General features: G+C 60.1%; 11 protein-coding genes and 2 tRNA genes. 3 read left to right on the forward strand and 10 right to left on the reverse strand.

The features are described from left to right. Nucleotides 1-172 precede the first annotated feature (172 nt). Entirely contained in the window at nucleotides 173-1,510 is a 1,338-nt protein-coding gene (rimO, locus tag AC0J41_RS04270) for a 30S ribosomal protein S12 methylthiotransferase RimO (protein ID WP_025110809.1), read from the reverse strand. A 350-nt stretch (nucleotides 1,511-1,860) separates the two neighbouring features. Between rimO and AC0J41_RS04275 the strand changes: the two genes are divergently transcribed. Then, complete coding sequence (locus AC0J41_RS04275) at nucleotides 1,861-3,702, forward strand: potassium transporter Kup (protein WP_371262575.1); 1,842 nt, start codon at nucleotides 1,861-1,863, stop codon at nucleotides 3,700-3,702. A gap of 281 nt (nucleotides 3,703-3,983) precedes the next feature. Here the strand turns inward: AC0J41_RS04275 and AC0J41_RS04280 are convergent, their stop codons facing one another. From AC0J41_RS04280 to AC0J41_RS04295, 4 genes are all read right to left on the reverse strand, one after another. Then, nucleotides 3,984-5,276 carry a virulence factor family protein gene (locus AC0J41_RS04280; protein WP_025110807.1) on the reverse strand — a complete coding sequence of 431 codons (1,293 nt, stop codon included), beginning with the start codon at nucleotides 5,274-5,276 and terminating at the stop codon, nucleotides 3,984-3,986. Next, entirely contained in the window at nucleotides 5,276-7,915 is a 2,640-nt protein-coding gene (gene mprF, locus AC0J41_RS04285; protein ID WP_473014650.1) for a bifunctional lysylphosphatidylglycerol flippase/synthetase MprF, read from the reverse strand. Before mprF ends, AC0J41_RS04280 begins: the two co-directional genes overlap by 1 nt. Nucleotides 7,916-8,194: 279 nt before the next feature. Then, nucleotides 8,195-8,271 (reverse strand) — tRNA-Met (locus AC0J41_RS04290). Between the two features lie 219 nt (nucleotides 8,272-8,490). After that, nucleotides 8,491-8,567, reverse strand: a tRNA-Met gene (locus AC0J41_RS04295). Between the two features lie 279 nt (nucleotides 8,568-8,846). Between AC0J41_RS04295 and dinB the strand changes: the two genes are divergently transcribed. Beyond that, nucleotides 8,847-9,908, forward strand: coding sequence for a DNA polymerase IV (dinB, locus tag AC0J41_RS04300; RefSeq protein ID WP_473014652.1), 1,062 nt, complete (start codon nucleotides 8,847-8,849; stop codon nucleotides 9,906-9,908). Nucleotides 9,909-10,006: 98 nt separating this feature from the next. Here the strand turns inward: dinB and AC0J41_RS04305 are convergent, their stop codons facing one another. The 4 genes from AC0J41_RS04305 to AC0J41_RS04320 form a co-directional block, all read right to left on the reverse strand. Next, a complete protein-coding gene (locus AC0J41_RS04305) occupies nucleotides 10,007-10,960 on the reverse strand; it encodes a hypothetical protein (RefSeq protein WP_025110804.1) in 954 nt (317 codons plus the stop codon). Between the two features lie 17 nt (nucleotides 10,961-10,977). Next, on the reverse strand, nucleotides 10,978-12,693 hold the full coding sequence (locus AC0J41_RS04310) for a proline--tRNA ligase (RefSeq protein WP_473014654.1): 1,716 nt from the start codon (nucleotides 12,691-12,693) through the stop codon (nucleotides 10,978-10,980). Nucleotides 12,694-12,822: 129 nt separating this feature from the next. After that, nucleotides 12,823-14,382, reverse strand: coding sequence for an AmpG family muropeptide MFS transporter (locus tag AC0J41_RS04315; RefSeq protein ID WP_025110802.1), 1,560 nt, complete (start codon nucleotides 14,380-14,382; stop codon nucleotides 12,823-12,825). 43 nt (nucleotides 14,383-14,425) lie between these two features. Further along, on the reverse strand, nucleotides 14,426-14,779 hold the full coding sequence (locus AC0J41_RS04320) for an MGMT family protein (RefSeq protein ID WP_025110801.1): 354 nt from the start codon (nucleotides 14,777-14,779) through the stop codon (nucleotides 14,426-14,428). 163 nt (nucleotides 14,780-14,942) lie between these two features. On the opposite strand from AC0J41_RS04320, the gene AC0J41_RS04325 reads away from it, so the two are divergent. Next, nucleotides 14,943-15,950, forward strand: coding sequence for a DUF481 domain-containing protein (locus AC0J41_RS04325; protein WP_025110800.1), 1,008 nt, complete (start codon nucleotides 14,943-14,945; stop codon nucleotides 15,948-15,950). A gap of 294 nt (nucleotides 15,951-16,244) precedes the next feature. Here the strand turns inward: AC0J41_RS04325 and AC0J41_RS04330 are convergent, their stop codons facing one another. Further along, nucleotides 16,245-16,454, reverse strand: a complete 210-nt coding sequence (locus AC0J41_RS04330; protein ID WP_002554837.1) for a cold-shock protein — start codon at nucleotides 16,452-16,454, stop codon at nucleotides 16,245-16,247. Nucleotides 16,455-16,658 lie beyond the last annotated feature (204 nt).

Raw genomic sequence — 16,658 nt, forward strand, 5'->3', positions numbered from 1 at the left:
CGATAGCCGTAAAAAAGCCCCGCATCTCATAAAAAGAGCGGGGCTTTTGAATTCGGCGCTGTCTCTTTGTGGGAGCGGGCTTGCTCGCGAAAGCGTGATATCAGTCGACAACGTTAGTGACTGATCCGCCGCATTCGCGAGCAAGCCCGCTCCCACAGGTACTGCGTGATGCTTAGATCTGTTCAGCCCACAGGTCGTATTCGTCAGCGTCAGTCACCTTGCACCAGACCTTGTCGCCCGGCTTGAGGTTGCTGCCGTTGTCGATGAACACGTTGCCGTCGATTTCCGGGGCATCGAAGAAGCAGCGGCCGACCGCGCCCTGTTCGTCGACTTCGTCCACCAGCACTTCGATCTCGCGGCCGATGCGCATCTGCAGGCGGGCCGAGCTGATGGCCTGCTGGTGCGCCATGAAGCGCTCCCAACGATCCTGCTTGACGTCGTCCGGTACCACTTCCAGGTCCAGATCATTGGCTGGCGCACCTTCAACCGGCGAGTACTGGAAGCAGCCGACGCGGTCGAGCTGGGCTTCGGTCAGCCAGTTCAGCAGGTACTGGAAGTCTTCTTCGGTTTCGCCCGGGAAGCCGACGATGAAGGTCGAACGGATGATCAGGTCCGGGCAGATTTCGCGCCAGTTCTTGATCCGTGCCAAGGTCTTGTCTTCGAACGCCGGGCGTTTCATCGACTTCAGCACTTTCGGGCTGGCGTGCTGGAACGGGATGTCCAGGTACGGCAGGATCTTGCCGGCGGCCATCAGCGGGATCAGTTCGTCAACGTGCGGGTACGGGTAAACGTAGTGCAGACGGACCCAGACACCGAGGGTGCTCAGCGCTTCGCAGAGCTCGGTCATGCGGGTTTTCACCGGCGCGCCGTTCCAGAAGCCGGTGCGGTATTTGACGTCGACGCCGTAGGCGCTGGTGTCCTGGGAAATCACCAACAGTTCCTTCACGCCGGATTTGACCAGGCGCTGGGCTTCGTCGAGCACATCACCGACCGGACGGCTGACCAGTTTGCCGCGCATCGACGGGATGATGCAGAAGGAGCAGCTGTGGTTGCAGCCTTCGGAAATCTTCAGGTACGCGTAGTGGCGCGGAGTCAGCTTGATGCCTTGCGGCGGCACCAGGTCGATCAGCGGGTTGTGATCCTGGCGTGGCGGCACGACTTCGTGCACGGCGTTGACCACTTGCTCGTACTGCTGCGGACCGGTCACGGCCAGCACGCTCGGGTGCACGTCGCGAATGTTGCCTTCTTCCACGCCCATGCAACCGGTGACGATGACCTTGCCGTTTTCCTTGATCGCTTCGCCGATCACTTCCAGCGACTCAGCCTTGGCCGAATCGATGAAACCGCAGGTGTTGACGACTACAACGTCGGCGTCCTGATAGGTGGACACCACGTCATAGCCTTCCATGCGCAGCTGGGTCAGGATGCGCTCGGAGTCGACCAGTGCTTTCGGGCAACCCAGAGATACAAAGCCAACCTTTGGATTGGCCGGCGCAGGAGTGGTGGACATGTCTAACCTCGGTATTTTGTGACATCGCTTTCTTGGTGCGAAAGCCGACGGATGGGCGCTTAGGGCGCGCCTCTGATCAAAAAGTGCGCAATTCTAGCGGCGAGCAACGCACTTGACCAGCTTTATGCAGGGAAATACGACGAGTGCTGCGCTATGCTTCGCGCCGTTGAGCTTTACCAATTTTTTACAGTCAACAAAACGTCTGTAACAACAGGTAAAACAGCGCATGCTGCACCACAAAGCATAGTGCTTCATTCAAAGAAGCCGGTTCTGAGAAGTAGGAGTGTTGGATGGGTCAGGCAAGTAGTCAGGCGGCGGGCGCCGAGCATTCGGCTGCAAAACCGCTGAGCATGCTGGTCGCGGCAGTCGGGGTGGTTTACGGCGACATCGGCACGAGCCCGTTGTACACCCTCAAAGAAGTTTTCGCCGGTCATTATGGGGTGCCGGTCAACCACGACGGAGTCTTCGGGATTCTCGCGTTGATTTTCTGGTCGCTGATCTGGGTGGTCACGATCAAGTACGTGTTATTCGTACTGCGCGCCGACAACCAGGGTGAAGGCGGGATCATGGCGCTGACCGCCTTGGCGCGCCGCGCATCGAGCCGTTACCCGAAGTTGCAGGCGGTGCTGGTGATTCTGGGGCTGATCGGCGCCGCGCTGTTTTACGGCGACAGTATGATCACCCCAGCCATTTCCGTGTTGTCGGCGGTTGAAGGTCTGGAGCTGGCCTTCGATGGCCTGGAGCGCTGGGTAGTGCCGTTGGCGCTGGTGGTGCTGGTCGCGCTGTTCCTGATCCAGAAGCACGGTACCGATCGTATCGGCAAGCTGTTTGGCCCGGTGATGGTGGCGTGGTTCCTGGTGCTGGGTGGTCTGGGCGTCAGCGGGATCGTCAGACACCCTGAAGTATTGAACGCGCTGAACCCGATCTGGGGCGTGCGTTTCTTCATGGTGCATCCGGGCATGGGCGTGGCGATTCTCGGCGCCGTGGTGCTGGCATTGACCGGCGCCGAAGCACTGTACGCCGACATGGGCCACTTCGGTCGCAAGCCGATTGCCCGCGCCTGGCTGGCGCTGGTCCTGCCGGCGCTGGTGCTGAACTACTTCGGTCAGGGCGCGTTGCTGCTGGAAAACCCGGAAGCAGCGCGTAACCCGTTCTACCTGCTGGCGCCGAACTGGGCGCTGGTGCCGTTGGTGGTACTGGCCACCCTGGCCACGGTGATCGCTTCGCAAGCGGTGATTTCCGGTGCGTTCTCGCTGACCCGCCAAGCCATTCAACTTGGCTACATCCCGCGCATGCACATTCAGCACACGTCCAGTGCCGAACAGGGGCAGATCTACATCGGTGCAGTGAACTGGGCGCTGATGGTCGGCGTGATCCTGCTGGTGATCGGCTTCGAGTCCTCTGGTGCACTGGCGTCTGCCTACGGCGTGGCTGTGACGGGCACCATGCTGATCACCAGTATTCTGGTGGCAGCGGTGATTCTATTGCTGTGGAAATGGCCGCCACTGCTGGCCGTGCCGATTCTGCTTGGCTTCCTGCTGGTCGATGGCATGTTCTTCGCCGCCAACGTGCCGAAAATCATCCAGGGCGGTGCGTTCCCGGTACTCGCGGGGATCGTGCTGTTCATCCTGATGACCACCTGGAAGCGCGGCAAAGAGCTGCTGGTTGATCGTCTCGACGAAGGCGCGCTACCGCTGCCGATCTTCATCAGCAGCATCCGCGTGCAACCGCCGCACCGGGTGCAGGGCACTGCGGTGTTCCTCACCGCGCGCTCCGACGCCGTGCCGCACGCGCTGTTGCACAACTTGCTGCACAACCAGGTGCTGCACGAGCAGGTGGTGCTGCTGACGGTGGTCTACGAGGACATCCCGCGTGTACCGCCAGCACGGCGCTTTGAAGTGGACTCCTACGGCGAAGGTTTCTTCCGGGTGATCCTGCACTTCGGCTTCACCGACGAGCCGGACGTGCCGCAGGCGCTGAAACTGTGCCATCTGGATGACCTGGATTTCAGCCCGATGCGCACCACTTACTTCCTCAGCCGCGAAACGGTCATTGCCTCGAAACTCGAAGGCATGGCCCGCTGGCGTGAGGCGCTGTTTGCGTTCATGTTGAAGAATGCCAACGGCAACCTGAGGTTCTTCAATCTGCCGTTGAACCGGGTGATCGAGTTGGGGACGCAGGTGGAGATGTAAGCCTCGCCACAACTGAAAAGCCCCCGTCAGCCTTGTGGCTGGCGGGGGCTTTTTTGTGCCTGCACACTTTGCTTGAATCCCGCATCCATCCCCTGTGGGAGCGGGCTTGCTCGCGAAGGCGGTGTATCAATCGCCATCAATGTTGCCTGACGCACCGTATTCGCGAGCAAGCCCGCTCCCACAGGGGATGTGTGGTGCTGCCGAGAATGGGCTGATGCTCAGAATGTAAAAAGCCCCCGCGACCGTGAGGCTGCGGGGGCTTTTTATGTTGCCGGCTCAGATCACTCTGCTGGCTGATCCTTGGTCTGACGCTTCTCGATCAAGTCCACCAGACGCTTGGCCAGCGCCGGGTAGTTCTCGTCGAAGTGGTGGCCGCCGGGCAGTTTCACCGCTTCGCCGACTGCAGTCTTGTCGGTGCAGCCGCTTTCGTCGGTTTCTTCGGCGCCGTAGATGCACACAACTTTGGCCGCTGGCAGCTTGGCCATTTCCGGGCCGGTGGCGGCTTCTTTACCGGCGTTGCCGAGCCAGCCTTCGACTTCGATTTCGAAGCTGCCGGTGCGGGCGAAGGCCAGCAGGATGATTGCGTCGACGCGCTGTTGCTCGGTGTCCGGCAGGCGGTTGTAGATCGCTGGCAACACGTCGGCACCGAACGAGTAACCGGTCAGAATGAAGCGCTTGGTGCCCCACTTCTGGCGGTAGTGCTGCATCAGTTCGGTCAGGTCCAGCGCGCTTTGCTCTGGGCTCTTGTGCTGCCAGTAGTAGCGCAGGGTGTCGATGCCGACCACCGGGTAGCCGATCTTGGCCATCTCGCCCGCTACGTCGCGGTCGAGGTCGCGCCAGCCACCGTCACCGGAGAGGAACAGGGTCACGGTGTCTTTCGCCTGACCGGCCGGCACTTCAACCACCGGGATCGCCAGACCACCGTTGGCCTTGTCGCCGCCGACGAGGATCTTGCGCAGTTCATTGTTCAGCACTTGCGGCAGGTTGATGTCGTAGTCGCTGATGCTGGTTTCGGCGTTCGGTTGATCGCGCACGAAACCGGCGCTGGTGTCGTCCGGGTTGTCGTTCCATGCCACCAGCCAGTGGCCGTGAGCGGCGGATTTCGGCAGCAGGTGAGTACAGCCGGGTTTTTCCAGGGCCAGGTCAACCGAGATGGCCTGGGCCTTGTCGTCCTTTTGCTCGGACAACCAGCGCCAGGCGAGCACGGCGCCAGGGCCGATACCGCTGACCAGCGTTGCCGGCCCATTGAGTTCGCGCAGGCCGGTTTGCAGGGCGCGGCTCTGTTGCAGGCAGTCCTTGGGCAGAATCACCTGAACGATCTGCGCCGAAGCACTGCGGCTCAGGGTGCTCAGTTGATTGTCGGTCAGTTTCTGGTCGTCATTGACCGCCACCAGCACCTGCGCCTTGGGCTGGGTGCCCGGGATGACGCGGGTCATGACGGTGCCGTCGGCGGCAGTCAGCGGTTGCAGAGTCGGTTGCGGTGCCGGGCGTTTGAGGTACCAGTAACCGCCACCGGCAATCACGGCCAGCACAATCAGTGCGGCCAGGATGTACTTCAGGGAGCGTTGAATCATCAGCGTTTCACCAATCCAGTCAAGCCACCCGCGATCAGGGCAGCAGTATCGGCCAGCGCTACCAGCGGATCGAGTCCGGCGGGCACGGCCATATAACGGGGTTCCCAGTCAGGCTGGAATTTGTCTTTGAAGCGGCGCAAGCCTTGGAAGTTGTACAGCTGCTCACCACGGCGGAAGACCATCGAGCCCAGACGCTGGGTCAGCGGTGCACCACGCCGGGGTTGCAACCCCGACAACGGCACCATGCCCAGGCTGAAGCGCGCGTATCCGTGACTCTTATAGTGTTGAATCAGGCCGACCATCATGAATTCCATGGTCAGCTTGGGGGCGTCCGGGTGCGCGCGCATCAGATCGAGACTGGCCAGGTCATGGCCGTAGGTCTCGAGCAGGTTGGCGAACGCCACCGGGCGGCCTTCGAAGCGAATTACCGCAATGCGGAAATGCTTCAGGTAATCGTCGCTGAAACGGCCGAGGGAGAAACCTTTCTCGCGCACGTTCTTGCCAGTCAGCCACGCATCGGAAATCACCTTGAGTTCGTCCATCGGCGCCTGGCCCGGCTCGTGGATCTCCAGCGACAAGCCATCGCGGGTGCCACGGTTCCAGGTGTAGCGCAGGTCCTTCATTTCTTTGCCCTTGGCTTCCAGGTCAAAGCGATGCAGGTCGACCCGGGCTTCTTCACCAAGCTTGATCGCGGTCAGGCCGATGTCCATGTAGTACGGCAGGTTTTCGGCGCGCACTTGATAGAACACGGGACGGGTGTGATGGATGTCACAGAGGTCGCGAAACTGCCAGATCATTTCGGCGCGTTGCTGGCCGGGGCCGATCGGGTCGTACAGCGCCACCAGGCTGCGGCCACGGCGGGCGTACATCAGGAACGCCTCGTCGTTGGGGTGAAACAGCAGCGCCTTGTCACCGGTCAGGGCGAGGCCGCCGTCGGGTTGTGACGAGGCCATCAGAATCTTCGCGGCGCGATCCAGTTCGTCCGGGGTCGGCAGATGGATCACCGGACGGGCTGTGCGCAGCAGCCAGGTCAGGGCGATCACCAGCAACAGCACGGCGGCGCCGAGCAGCGAACGCAGACCACGCGGCGCATCAGCGTCGAGGGTGAACTGCCACCACAGTTGATGGCTGTACGGCACGTCCTGGTAGGCGAACAGCAGCAACCAGGTCGAAGCCCCCAATACGCAGAGGCTGGCCACCAGATACAGCGGCGAGAACGGCAGTTCGGTCAGGCGGCTCGGGCGATAGAACGAGCGACGGAACACTCCCAGCAGCGCCGCGGTGAGTGTCATCAGCGTGGCTTCTTCCCAGTCGAAGCCTTTGAGCAGCGAGAGCAGGGCGCCGACCAGCAGCAGAATGGTGGTCAGCATCCACGCCGCCGACAGGCGACGGCGCAGGCCCTGCGCGAGCAGCAGGCACAGCACGCCGATCAAACTGGCGCCGAAGTGCGAGGCGTCGACCAGACGATGCGGGATCAGGAAGCCGATGTGCTCCAGGCGAGTGTCGATTTCCGGCGTAGCACCGGAAAACAGCAGCACTACACCGGACAGGAACACCAGCACTGCCAGAATCGGCGCCGCCAGACCGGACGCCGCGCGCATGGTCTGGGTCTGAAACAGGCGCTGGCCTTCGTTGATCAGCAAAAACACGCAGGCCACCAGCAGCGGCAGCACCACATAGATCAGGCGATAGAGCAGCAGCGCAGCGGCCAGTGGCGCGGCACCGAGCGTATCGGCGAACGCGGCCAGCAGGATCGCTTCAAAAACCCCGACACCCCCAGGTACATGGCTGAGGACACCAGCGGCCAAGGCCAGCAGATACACCAGCAGGAACGCGCCGAACGGCGGGGCTTCCGGCAGCAGCAGATAGAGCACGGTGGCCGCAGCAGCGACGTCGAGGGCGGTGATGATCAGTTGCAGGAAGGTCAGGCGTCGACCCGGCAGGCGCAAGGTCCGGCGACCGGCCCTGACCAGCAGGTTGTCGCGGTACGGCTGCTCCGGCAGGCGACGGCGATAGATGCCGATCGCCAGAATCGCGCCAAGCCCCAGCACCACCATGGCAATCGTGCCGAGCAAGCCTTCTGACAGGCCCAGGGCGGCAGAGGCGGCGGGCAGGTCACTCAGGGTGGCGAGGGCTGCGAGCGGTGGCAGGGCGCAACCCAGCGACAGGCTGGCGAACAGGGTCATGTGCGCGACTTCCGACGCCCCCAGACCATGGCGTGCATATAAACGGTAACGTACCGAGCCGCCCGACAGCAGCGACAGACCAATGGCGTTGCCAATCGCAAACGCGGTGAAGCCGCCCAGCGCCAGAGTGCGCGGCGGCAAGGTCACGCCGGCATAGCGGCTGGCCGACCATTCATAGCCCAGCAATATGATGAAACCGACGACCGTCGCGCCCACCGCACCGAGCAGGGCCGGTTTCGGCACGGCCAGGATCGAGTCATGCAGCGCGTAGAGATCGAGTTCGCTCAGCAGATGGCGACAGGCAATCAGCGCAATGGCAAACAGCAGCAACGTGACCGCCAGACCGATCGGTTGACGGTATTTGCTCAACCGATCCAGCAAGCGCAGGCGCTCGGGCTTGATCGGATGTTCTGCTGTGACAGTGTCTTGTGGATCAGACGAGTTGGCGCGCATCAATCACCTCTTGGATTGTGCGCGACAGGATGGAGGTATCCAGCCAAGTTACCAATCCCTGTAGAAAAAAATAATCACAAAATACTACGCCTCTCATCCGGTATGGGCGAGGGCAGGTAATGGATTGCAGACGTCTTGCCTGCGACTCAAGCATAGTCGCAACTCGGCGGGTCTGACGATCCTGAACGTTTCACTGCAGCGTGACAGATCATTGTTGCGAAAGGACTTTTTCAACAGATACAAAAAAGGCCACTCTTTCGAGCAGCCTTTTTTGATGTTTGGTTGCGGGAGCCGGATTTGAACCGACGACCTTCGGGTTATGAGCCCGACGAGCTACCAGACTGCTCCATCCCGCGTCTGTGTGGCGGCATTCTACAGGCGAACGGCGGGGTGTCAACCGCTAATCCCGCAAAGGGTCAAATAAGTGTGAATTTGCGTCAAACGGTCGCAGCCGAGCGGTAAGTTTCGGAAATGCAACGAATTCCTGTTCGCTTGAGGGCGGGGTGTGCAGGGCTTGCTTGAAAAACAGGCGCGCACAAAAAAGGCCACTCTTTCGAGTAGCCTTTTTTGATGTTTGGTTGCGGGAGCCGGATTTGAACCGACGACCTTCGGGTTATGAGCCCGACGAGCTACCAGACTGCTCCATCCCGCGTCTGTGTGTCGGCATTCTACAGAGGAACGCCGGGGTGTCAACCTCGAATCCGGATAAATCTGTTCCTGTTCAATCGCTTAGCGCTTTTTGCAGGTGTGGAAATGGGGCGCAGGGCAGGTGGGACAAGGCTTTCAGCTCTATCGGTCGGTGTTTTTCGATTAAGAAAATAAATTCACCCGGCTTTTCCTACAGTCGGAAAAGAACATTCAGACTACTGGTGCTATATACAGGTGTCAGTGAGATACTGCGAATCCGGCCTGCCATGTTTCCTTTTCTGCCATGACTCAGCGAAAAATCATCCACGTCGACTGTGACTGTTTCTACGCCGCCATCGAGATGCGCGACGACCCGAACCTGGCTGGCAAGCCGCTGGCGGTGGGCGGGTCGGCTGATCGGCGTGGAGTGATTGCTACCTGCAACTATGAAGCGCGAGCCTATGGCGTGCGTTCGGCGATGTCGTCCGGGCATGCCTTGAAGCTGTGCCCCGACCTGACCATCGTCAAACCGCGCATGGACGCCTATCGCGAAGCCTCGAAGGAAATTCACACGATCTTTCGCGATTACACCGACCTGATCGAGCCATTGTCGCTGGATGAAGCCTATCTCGACGTCTCTGACAGTGCGCATTTTGGCGGTAGCGCCACGCGCATCGCGCAGGATATTCGGCGACGGGTGTCCAATCAGTTGCACATCACCGTGTCTGCCGGTGTCGCCCCGAACAAATTTCTGGCGAAGATCGCCAGCGACTGGAAGAAGCCCAACGGGTTGTTCGTCATTACTCCGGATCAGGTCGAGGACTTTGTCAGCGGTTTACTGGTGAGCAAGTTGCACGGTGTCGGCAAAGTTACCGCCGACAAACTGGGCCGGCTCGGCATCGTTGACTGCTTGCAGTTACGCGAGTGGGACAAGCTGGCGCTGGTGCGCGAGTTCGGCAGTTTCGGTGAGCGACTCTGGAGCCTGGCTCGTGGGATCGATGACCGGTTGGTGCACAACGACAGCCGCCGTCAGTCAATCAGCGTGGAAAACACCTACGACGTCGATCTGCCGGATCTGCGCAGTTGCCTCGACAAGCTGCCGGAGCTGCTGGAAACCCTGAAAGCCCGCATGGAGCGGATCGACAGCAGTTATCGTCCGGGCAAGCCGTTCGTCAAAGTGAAGTTCCATGACTTTACCCAGACCACACTGGAGCAAGCCGGGGCGGGGCGCGATCTGGGCAGTTATCAGTTGATGCTGACGCAGGCGTTCAATCGGGGAGGAAAACCGGTGCGGTTGTTGGGGGTGGGGGTAAGGCTGGAGGATTTGCGCGGCGGGTTTGAGCAGATGGAGTTGTTTGAGCGGTAGATTTGCGGTGCCTGTCAGGACCTCTTCGCGAGCAGGCTCGCTCCCACATTAGATGGCATTCCACTGTGGGAGCGAGCCTGCTCGCGAAGCTTTTGCTGTTAATTCGGCCCCGGATCAGCCACCAAACGTCCTGCATCCTTGGTCAACGACTTGAGAAACTCGGCCTGCAACTCAGGATCGTTGCGCGTCAGTTCGATCAGGCTTTGCTCCAGCTCGCTGGCTTCTTCTTCCAGACCCAGTTCCGACAGGCGTTTGACCCGGTGCACCCACTGGCTCACTTCGTCGTCTTCCAGATCGTCGTAAATCAGTCCGTGCGCTTCGAGCAACTTGCTGCGCAGGTGGCTGCTGATCGTCAGCGACGTGTCGCTGTGCACATCATCCTTGCCGTCTTCGACGCTGATCTGCAGTTTGCCGACATGATTCAGATCATTTTCGGCGAACGGACTGTCCAGCAAGTTCAGGCGCAGCACACCGTTGCGGTCGGTGGTCATGTCGAAGGTCTGCTTGCCGGCCTTGACCTGCACCGGACGCTCGCTCCACGGCAGGCTCGAATACTCCATGCGCTTGTCGCGCTGGACTTCATCGATACCGGCGAGGTTCTGTTGCGCGCGACCGTGAGACTGCACGTTCATGAATGGGTTGACCCCGGCAATGCCATAGCTCAGCCAATCCTTGGTCACGCTGTCCGGCAGGTTGCCCAAAGCGAACACGTTGACCACGTTGGCGCCAATGCCCGCGACCACGGCCACCGCGCCCAGCGGAATCTCGTAGATTTCGCGCCAGGGTTGGTAGGGAGTGTAGCGGTCGTAACGACGGGTGACCTCGAACTCGGTGACTTCGAAAGTCTTCTGTTCGTTGATTTTCACGCGTCGTTGCGGCAGCTCAAGCTCCTTGGGCTCACCGACATCGATCTGCAGGCTGTGATCGAGCAGTTTGCGCTCGACCCGCTCTTCGTGCTCGCTGCGCTGTGACATCTGATTGGCACAGCCGCTGACCAACAGGGCACCGCACAAGGCGGTGCCACCGAGGCCCAAGGTGTTTCGCTTGAACATGAGGACTCTATCTGGTTTCAGCGGCGGATACGGGCCTGAAGGAAGGACAGTACGTCGGCGACCGGCAATGCTTGCGCTTCGCCTTCGGTACGACTCTTGTATTCCAGGTTGCCTTCGGCGAGGCCGCGGTCGCTGACCACGATCCGGTGAGGAATGCCGATCAGCTCCATGTCCGCGAACTTGATGCCCGGGCTGGTTTTCTTGTCGCGATCGTCCAGCAGCACTTCGAAACCGGCCGCTGTCAGCTCTGCGTACAGCTTGTCGGTGGCTTCGCGCACTTGCTCGGTTTCATAACGCAGCGGTACCAGGGCGATCTGGAACGGCGCCAGGGTGTCGCTCCAGATGATGCCGTTTGCGTCGTTGTTCTGTTCGATGGCGGCAGCTACCACGCGGGATACGCCGATACCGTAGCAACCCATTTCCAGGGTCACTGGCTTGCCATTCTCGCCCAGCACTTCGCACTTCATCGCCTTGCTGTACTTGTTGCCCAGCTGGAAGATGTGCCCGACTTCGATGCCGCGCTTGATTTCCAGGGTGCCCTTGCCGTCCGGGCTTGGGTCACCGGCGACCACGTTACGCAGGTCGGCAACGGTCGGAACCGGTAGATCACGCTCCCAGTTCACGCCGAAGTAGTGCTTGTCGTCGATGTTTGCACCGATGCCGAAGTCGCTCATCAGTTCGACCGAGCGGTCGATGATGATTGGCAGTGGCAGGTTCAACGGGCCGAGGGAGCCGGCGCCGGCGCCAATGGCGTCGCGCAGTTCGGCATCGGAGGCCATGACCAGCGGGCTGGCAACGCCAGGTTGCTGGGCAGCCTTGATTTCGTTCAGTTCGTGGTCGCCACGAATCACCAACGCGATCAGCTTGCCTTCTTCTTCGGCGTGGACGATCAGGGTCTTGATGGTCTTTTCAATCGGCAGATTGAATTTTTCCACCAGCGCGGCGATGGTTTTGGTGTCTGGGGTGTCGACCAGGCGCAGTTCTTCGGTCGCAGCGGCGCGCGAGGTTTCGCGTGGCACTGCTTCGGCCTTCTCGATGTTCGCCGCGTAGTCGGAACCGTTGCTGAAGACGATATCGTCTTCGCCGGATTCGGCCAGTACGTGGAACTCGTGGGAGCCGGCGCCACCGATCGAACCGTTGTCGGCTTCAACCGGACGGAATTTCAGACCCAGGCGCGTGAAGATGTTGCAGTAGGCTTCATGCATGCGGTCATAGGTGATCTGCAGCGACGGCTGATCGGCGTGGAACGAATACGCGTCCTTCATGATGAATTCGCGGCCGCGCATCAAACCGAAGCGTGGGCGGATTTCGTCACGGAATTTGGTCTGGATCTGGTACAGGTTGATTGGCAGCTGCTTGTAGCTGCTCAACTCGTTGCGCATCAGATCGGTGATCACTTCTTCGTGGGTCGGGCCCGCGCAGAAGTCGCGACCGTGGCGGTCTTTGATGCGCAGCAGCTCAGGGCCGTATTCTTCCCAGCGCCCCGATTCCTGCCACAGCTCGGCCGGTTGGGTGCTCGGCATCAACACTTCAAGAGAGCCGGCGGCGTTCATTTCTTCGCGAACGATGGCTTCTACCTTGCGCATTACCCGCAAGCCCATCGGCAGCCAGGTGTACAGGCCCGAAGCGAGTTTGCGGATCATGCCGGCGCGCAGCATCAGCTGGTGGCTGATCACGACCGCATCGGAAGGCGTTTCTTTCTGTGTGGCGAGCAAAAATTGACTGGTGCGCATGGTTGGCCGTTGTCGGTTGCTATGACTGGAAATGACGGAGCAGTGTACCGGCGAGAGTTGCCGACGTACAGGATTGCGCTCGGCTGTGAGGCTCAACGGCGGGAATCCTCCCGCCGTATCTGAAATGTCCTACGACTCTTCCACGACGGAGGTCGGCGCGGGCTCGGGCGTGGGCGTCGGGCCTTCGCGGCGATTTTCCTGGAACCAGTGCAGGGCAATCAGCAGCAGGGTCGGCACACCGAGCAACGCGGTGATCATGAAGAAGTTGTGGTAGCCGAATTTCTCGACCATCACCCCGGAGTAACCGCCGATCAGACGCGGCAGCAACAGCATGATCGAGCTGAGCAGGGCGTACTGGGTGGCCGAGAACTTCAGGTTGGTCAGGCTCGACAGGTAGGCGACGAACGCCGACGTCGCAAGCCCGGAACTGAAGTTGTCCAGAGAAATGGTGACCACCAGCATCTGCAGGTTGGGCCCCATGTCGGCGAGCATGACAAACAGCAGGTTGGTGGCGGCCGACGCTGCACCGCCGATGAACAGGATCGGCAGGATGCCGAAGCGCACGATCAGCAGGCCACCCATGCCGGCACCGACGAGGGTCATGATCAGGCCGAAGATCTTGCTGACGCTGGCAATCTGATCCTTGGTGAAGCCCTGATCGATGTAGAACACGTTGGCCATTACGCCCATGACCGTGTCTGACATCCGGTAGGTGGCGATCAGCCCGAGTAACAGCAAAGCCTGCCAGCGGTAGCGCAGGATGAAGTCGTTGACTGGGGTCAGCACCGGCGCCAGGCCGCGCCGGCCCATGGTCGACAGGCACAGGCCGGTGAGCAGGGTGTAAAGGATGGCGCGCAGGAACGCGCGGTCTTCCAGCAGCAGGTCGAGCGGGCTCATGGTGCCGAACAACACGCTCGCGAAATCGGTGTTGTAGAGCTGGGTGAACATCGCCGGAACGGACACCAGCAGCACGATCAGCACAAATACCGAGGCCAGCTGATGCACGAAGCTGTAGCGGCCGGCCTGCAATTGCGTGCGCAACGGCACCGGCGGTTCGCGCATCAGCAGCGAAGTCAGCAGGGCAGGGATCATCAACACCCCGAACAGGGCGTAGGTGCCGGTCCAGGCCGAATGCTGATAGTTGAACCCGGTAGAGCCGAAGCCTTCGGCGAAGAACAGTGCGCCTGCGGTGGCGAGCAGGGCGGCGACGCGATAGCCAGACATGTAACTGGCCGCCAGCGCTGCCTGACGGCTGTCGTCGGCAATTTCCAGGCGATAGGCGTCGACCGCGATGTCCTGGGTGGCGGAGGCGAAGGCGACAATGACGGCAATGGCGATCAGCCAGGACAGGTGCTTCTGTGGGTCGCAGAAACCCATGCCGATCAGGCCCAGGATCACCAGCGACTGTGAAAGTACCAGCCACGAACGGCGTCGACCCAGCTTGCCCAATAAAGGCAGGCGCCATTGGTCGAGCAGCGGTGACCAGACCCATTTGAACGCGTAGGCCAGGCCGATCAGGCTCGCGTAGCCGATGGTTTCACGGGCCACGCCGGCTTCACGCAGCCAGACGGAAAGCGTCGAAAATACCAGCATGTACGGCAGGCCGGCAGCGAAACCGAGCAACAACAGCACGAGCGTCGAAGGACTGGCATAGGCGGCGAGCGCGGCGCGCCAGGTTTTACGGGGCATGGGCTGAAGTCTGCCTCAAGATTGCGAAAACAAAGCGCGCACTCTAACCGCTGTGCTCTACCGGACGCCAGCCATGACGCTGAATATCCACACGATTGTTCAGGACGGTGACACCTTCAGAGCGTAATCGAGCCCGTTGTTCGTCTCCCGAAGGGCTGCCCACCGGCAGGCTGATCCGACCGCCGGCGCCGAGTACCCGGTGCCATGGCAGTCGGGTATCGCCGGGTAGCTGACTCAGGGTCCGGCCGACCCAGCGGGCGGCGCGCCCCAACCCTGCCAGTTCGGCCAACTGACCATAGCTGACCACCTTGCCTTCAGGTACTTGGGCAAGGGTCGAATAAAGCGCCGTGCGTCGGATTTGCGCTTCGCTTTCGCGCTCGTCGATGGGCTCTGTCACGTACACGGTTCCTGAATGATCTCGGGTTGATGCCTTTCAGCGTAATCCGTGCGCGCCCGGATGAGAAATGAACTCAATGGAAATCGTCCGGTCAGTCCTTGTCAGGGGATTATTCCTACGGATAATGCCGACCTTTTTGCAATCCTGAGCCCTCGATCCGCTTATGTTGTCCAGAACCTTGCTGTGCCTTGCTGTCTTCAGTGCGTCCACGCCCCTGCTTGCCGATACCGTCTGGTTGAAGAACGGTGACAAGTTGAGCGGTAAAATTTCCCTGTTCGACGGCGGCAAATTGCTGATCCAGACCGCGTATGCCGGGGCGGTGACCATTGACTGGAAACAGGTCAAGACGCTTGAAAGCGATCAGGAGTTGCTGGTCAAGCAAGACGCTTACACCGGCGAAAAGGCCAAGTCGTTGACCGCTGCCGATGACGGCAAGGTCACCCTGGCCAACGGCGAGGCGCCGAAAACCGTAGAGCTGGCGAGCATTCAGCAGATCCTCAAGCCCAAGCCGGTCGTTGAAGATCTGGTGTGGAAAGGCAATATCGGTCTGGCGATGGACTATCAGCGGGCGGAAAAGGATACCAACGACTACGACATCGACTTCAAGACCTCGGCTCGCCATGGTCGCTGGCGTCATACCGCAGAAGGCGAGTACAACCGCGAAGTGCAGGACGATCAGGTCACCACCAATAACTGGCGCGCCGAATACGCACTTGACCGCTTCTTGACTGACAAGTGGTTCTGGCAGGGGCGTCTGAACTACAAGCGCGACTATGTTGAAGAGCTGTCGCGTCAGCGTGTGGTCGGTACCGGTCCGGGCTACCAGTTCTGGGATGACGAACTGGGTGCGTTCTCGCTTGGCTCGCTACTCAACCGCACCGATTACGAGTACAGCGATGGCGGCAAGGACAACTTCTACTCGGTCGCCATGAAGTGGGATTACAACCGCTACCTGATTGGCAAGAAAGTCGAGTTCTTCACCAATGGCGAGTTGGGCAAGCCGTTGTCCGATGTGGCCAATTATGCGCTGGATGCCGAGATGGGCCTGCGTTACAAGGTCACCGACTGGGCATCGCTCAACCTCAAGGCCGAACGCGACATCATCAGCGGTACCAAGGATGCGGACTTGAACAAGACCCGCTACACCGCAGGGTTTGGCGTAGCCTGGTAAGACGAATCAAAAAAAGCAGCCGCGAAGGCTAATGCCAGTCAGTTAAGCGCAGATCCCCTGTGGGAGCGGGCTTGCTCGCGAAAGCGGTGGGGCAGTCAACATCAATGTTTGCTGGGCCGACGTCTTCGCGAGCAAGCCCGCTCCCACTATTGATCTTCGCTGCTTTGAGCATTGAGTTCGTTTAACTGATCGGCATTAGCCGCGAAGGCTGCTTTTTTGTGGCCGCCAAAAAACACACGCCCACAAAAAAGCCCCGCTGTTGAGGGCGGGGCTCTTTTCTAAAGAAGCTACAAGTTAGATAACTTGTACTTCTTCAGCTTGCATGCCTTTCTGACCGCGGGTAGCGATGAAAGAAACCTGTTGGCCTTCTTTCAGGCTTTTGAAGCCGTCGGATTGGATAGCTTTGAAGTGAACGAACAGGTCGTCACCGGATTGTGGAGTGATGAAGCCGAAGCCTTTTTCATCGTTGAACCACTTAACGGTACCGGTTTGGCGATTAGACATGGTGTAACTCCTTGAACAAAGATAACTGCGACTCAGGAAGAACCCTGGCCGAGACTGAGTGCAAAGAGCAGGAAAAATTCTTGTAGATGGTTGGATCGAAATTCAACATATCGTGTAGAGATTCTCAGTGACACAAGCAGCACAGTGGCGCCACCTTAACCCTTTTTCCGGAACGTGCCAATGCTTCTTGCGAAGGTTTCGCTG

It is taken from the genome of Pseudomonas sp. Arb-4-2C (genome assembly GCF_055755015.1).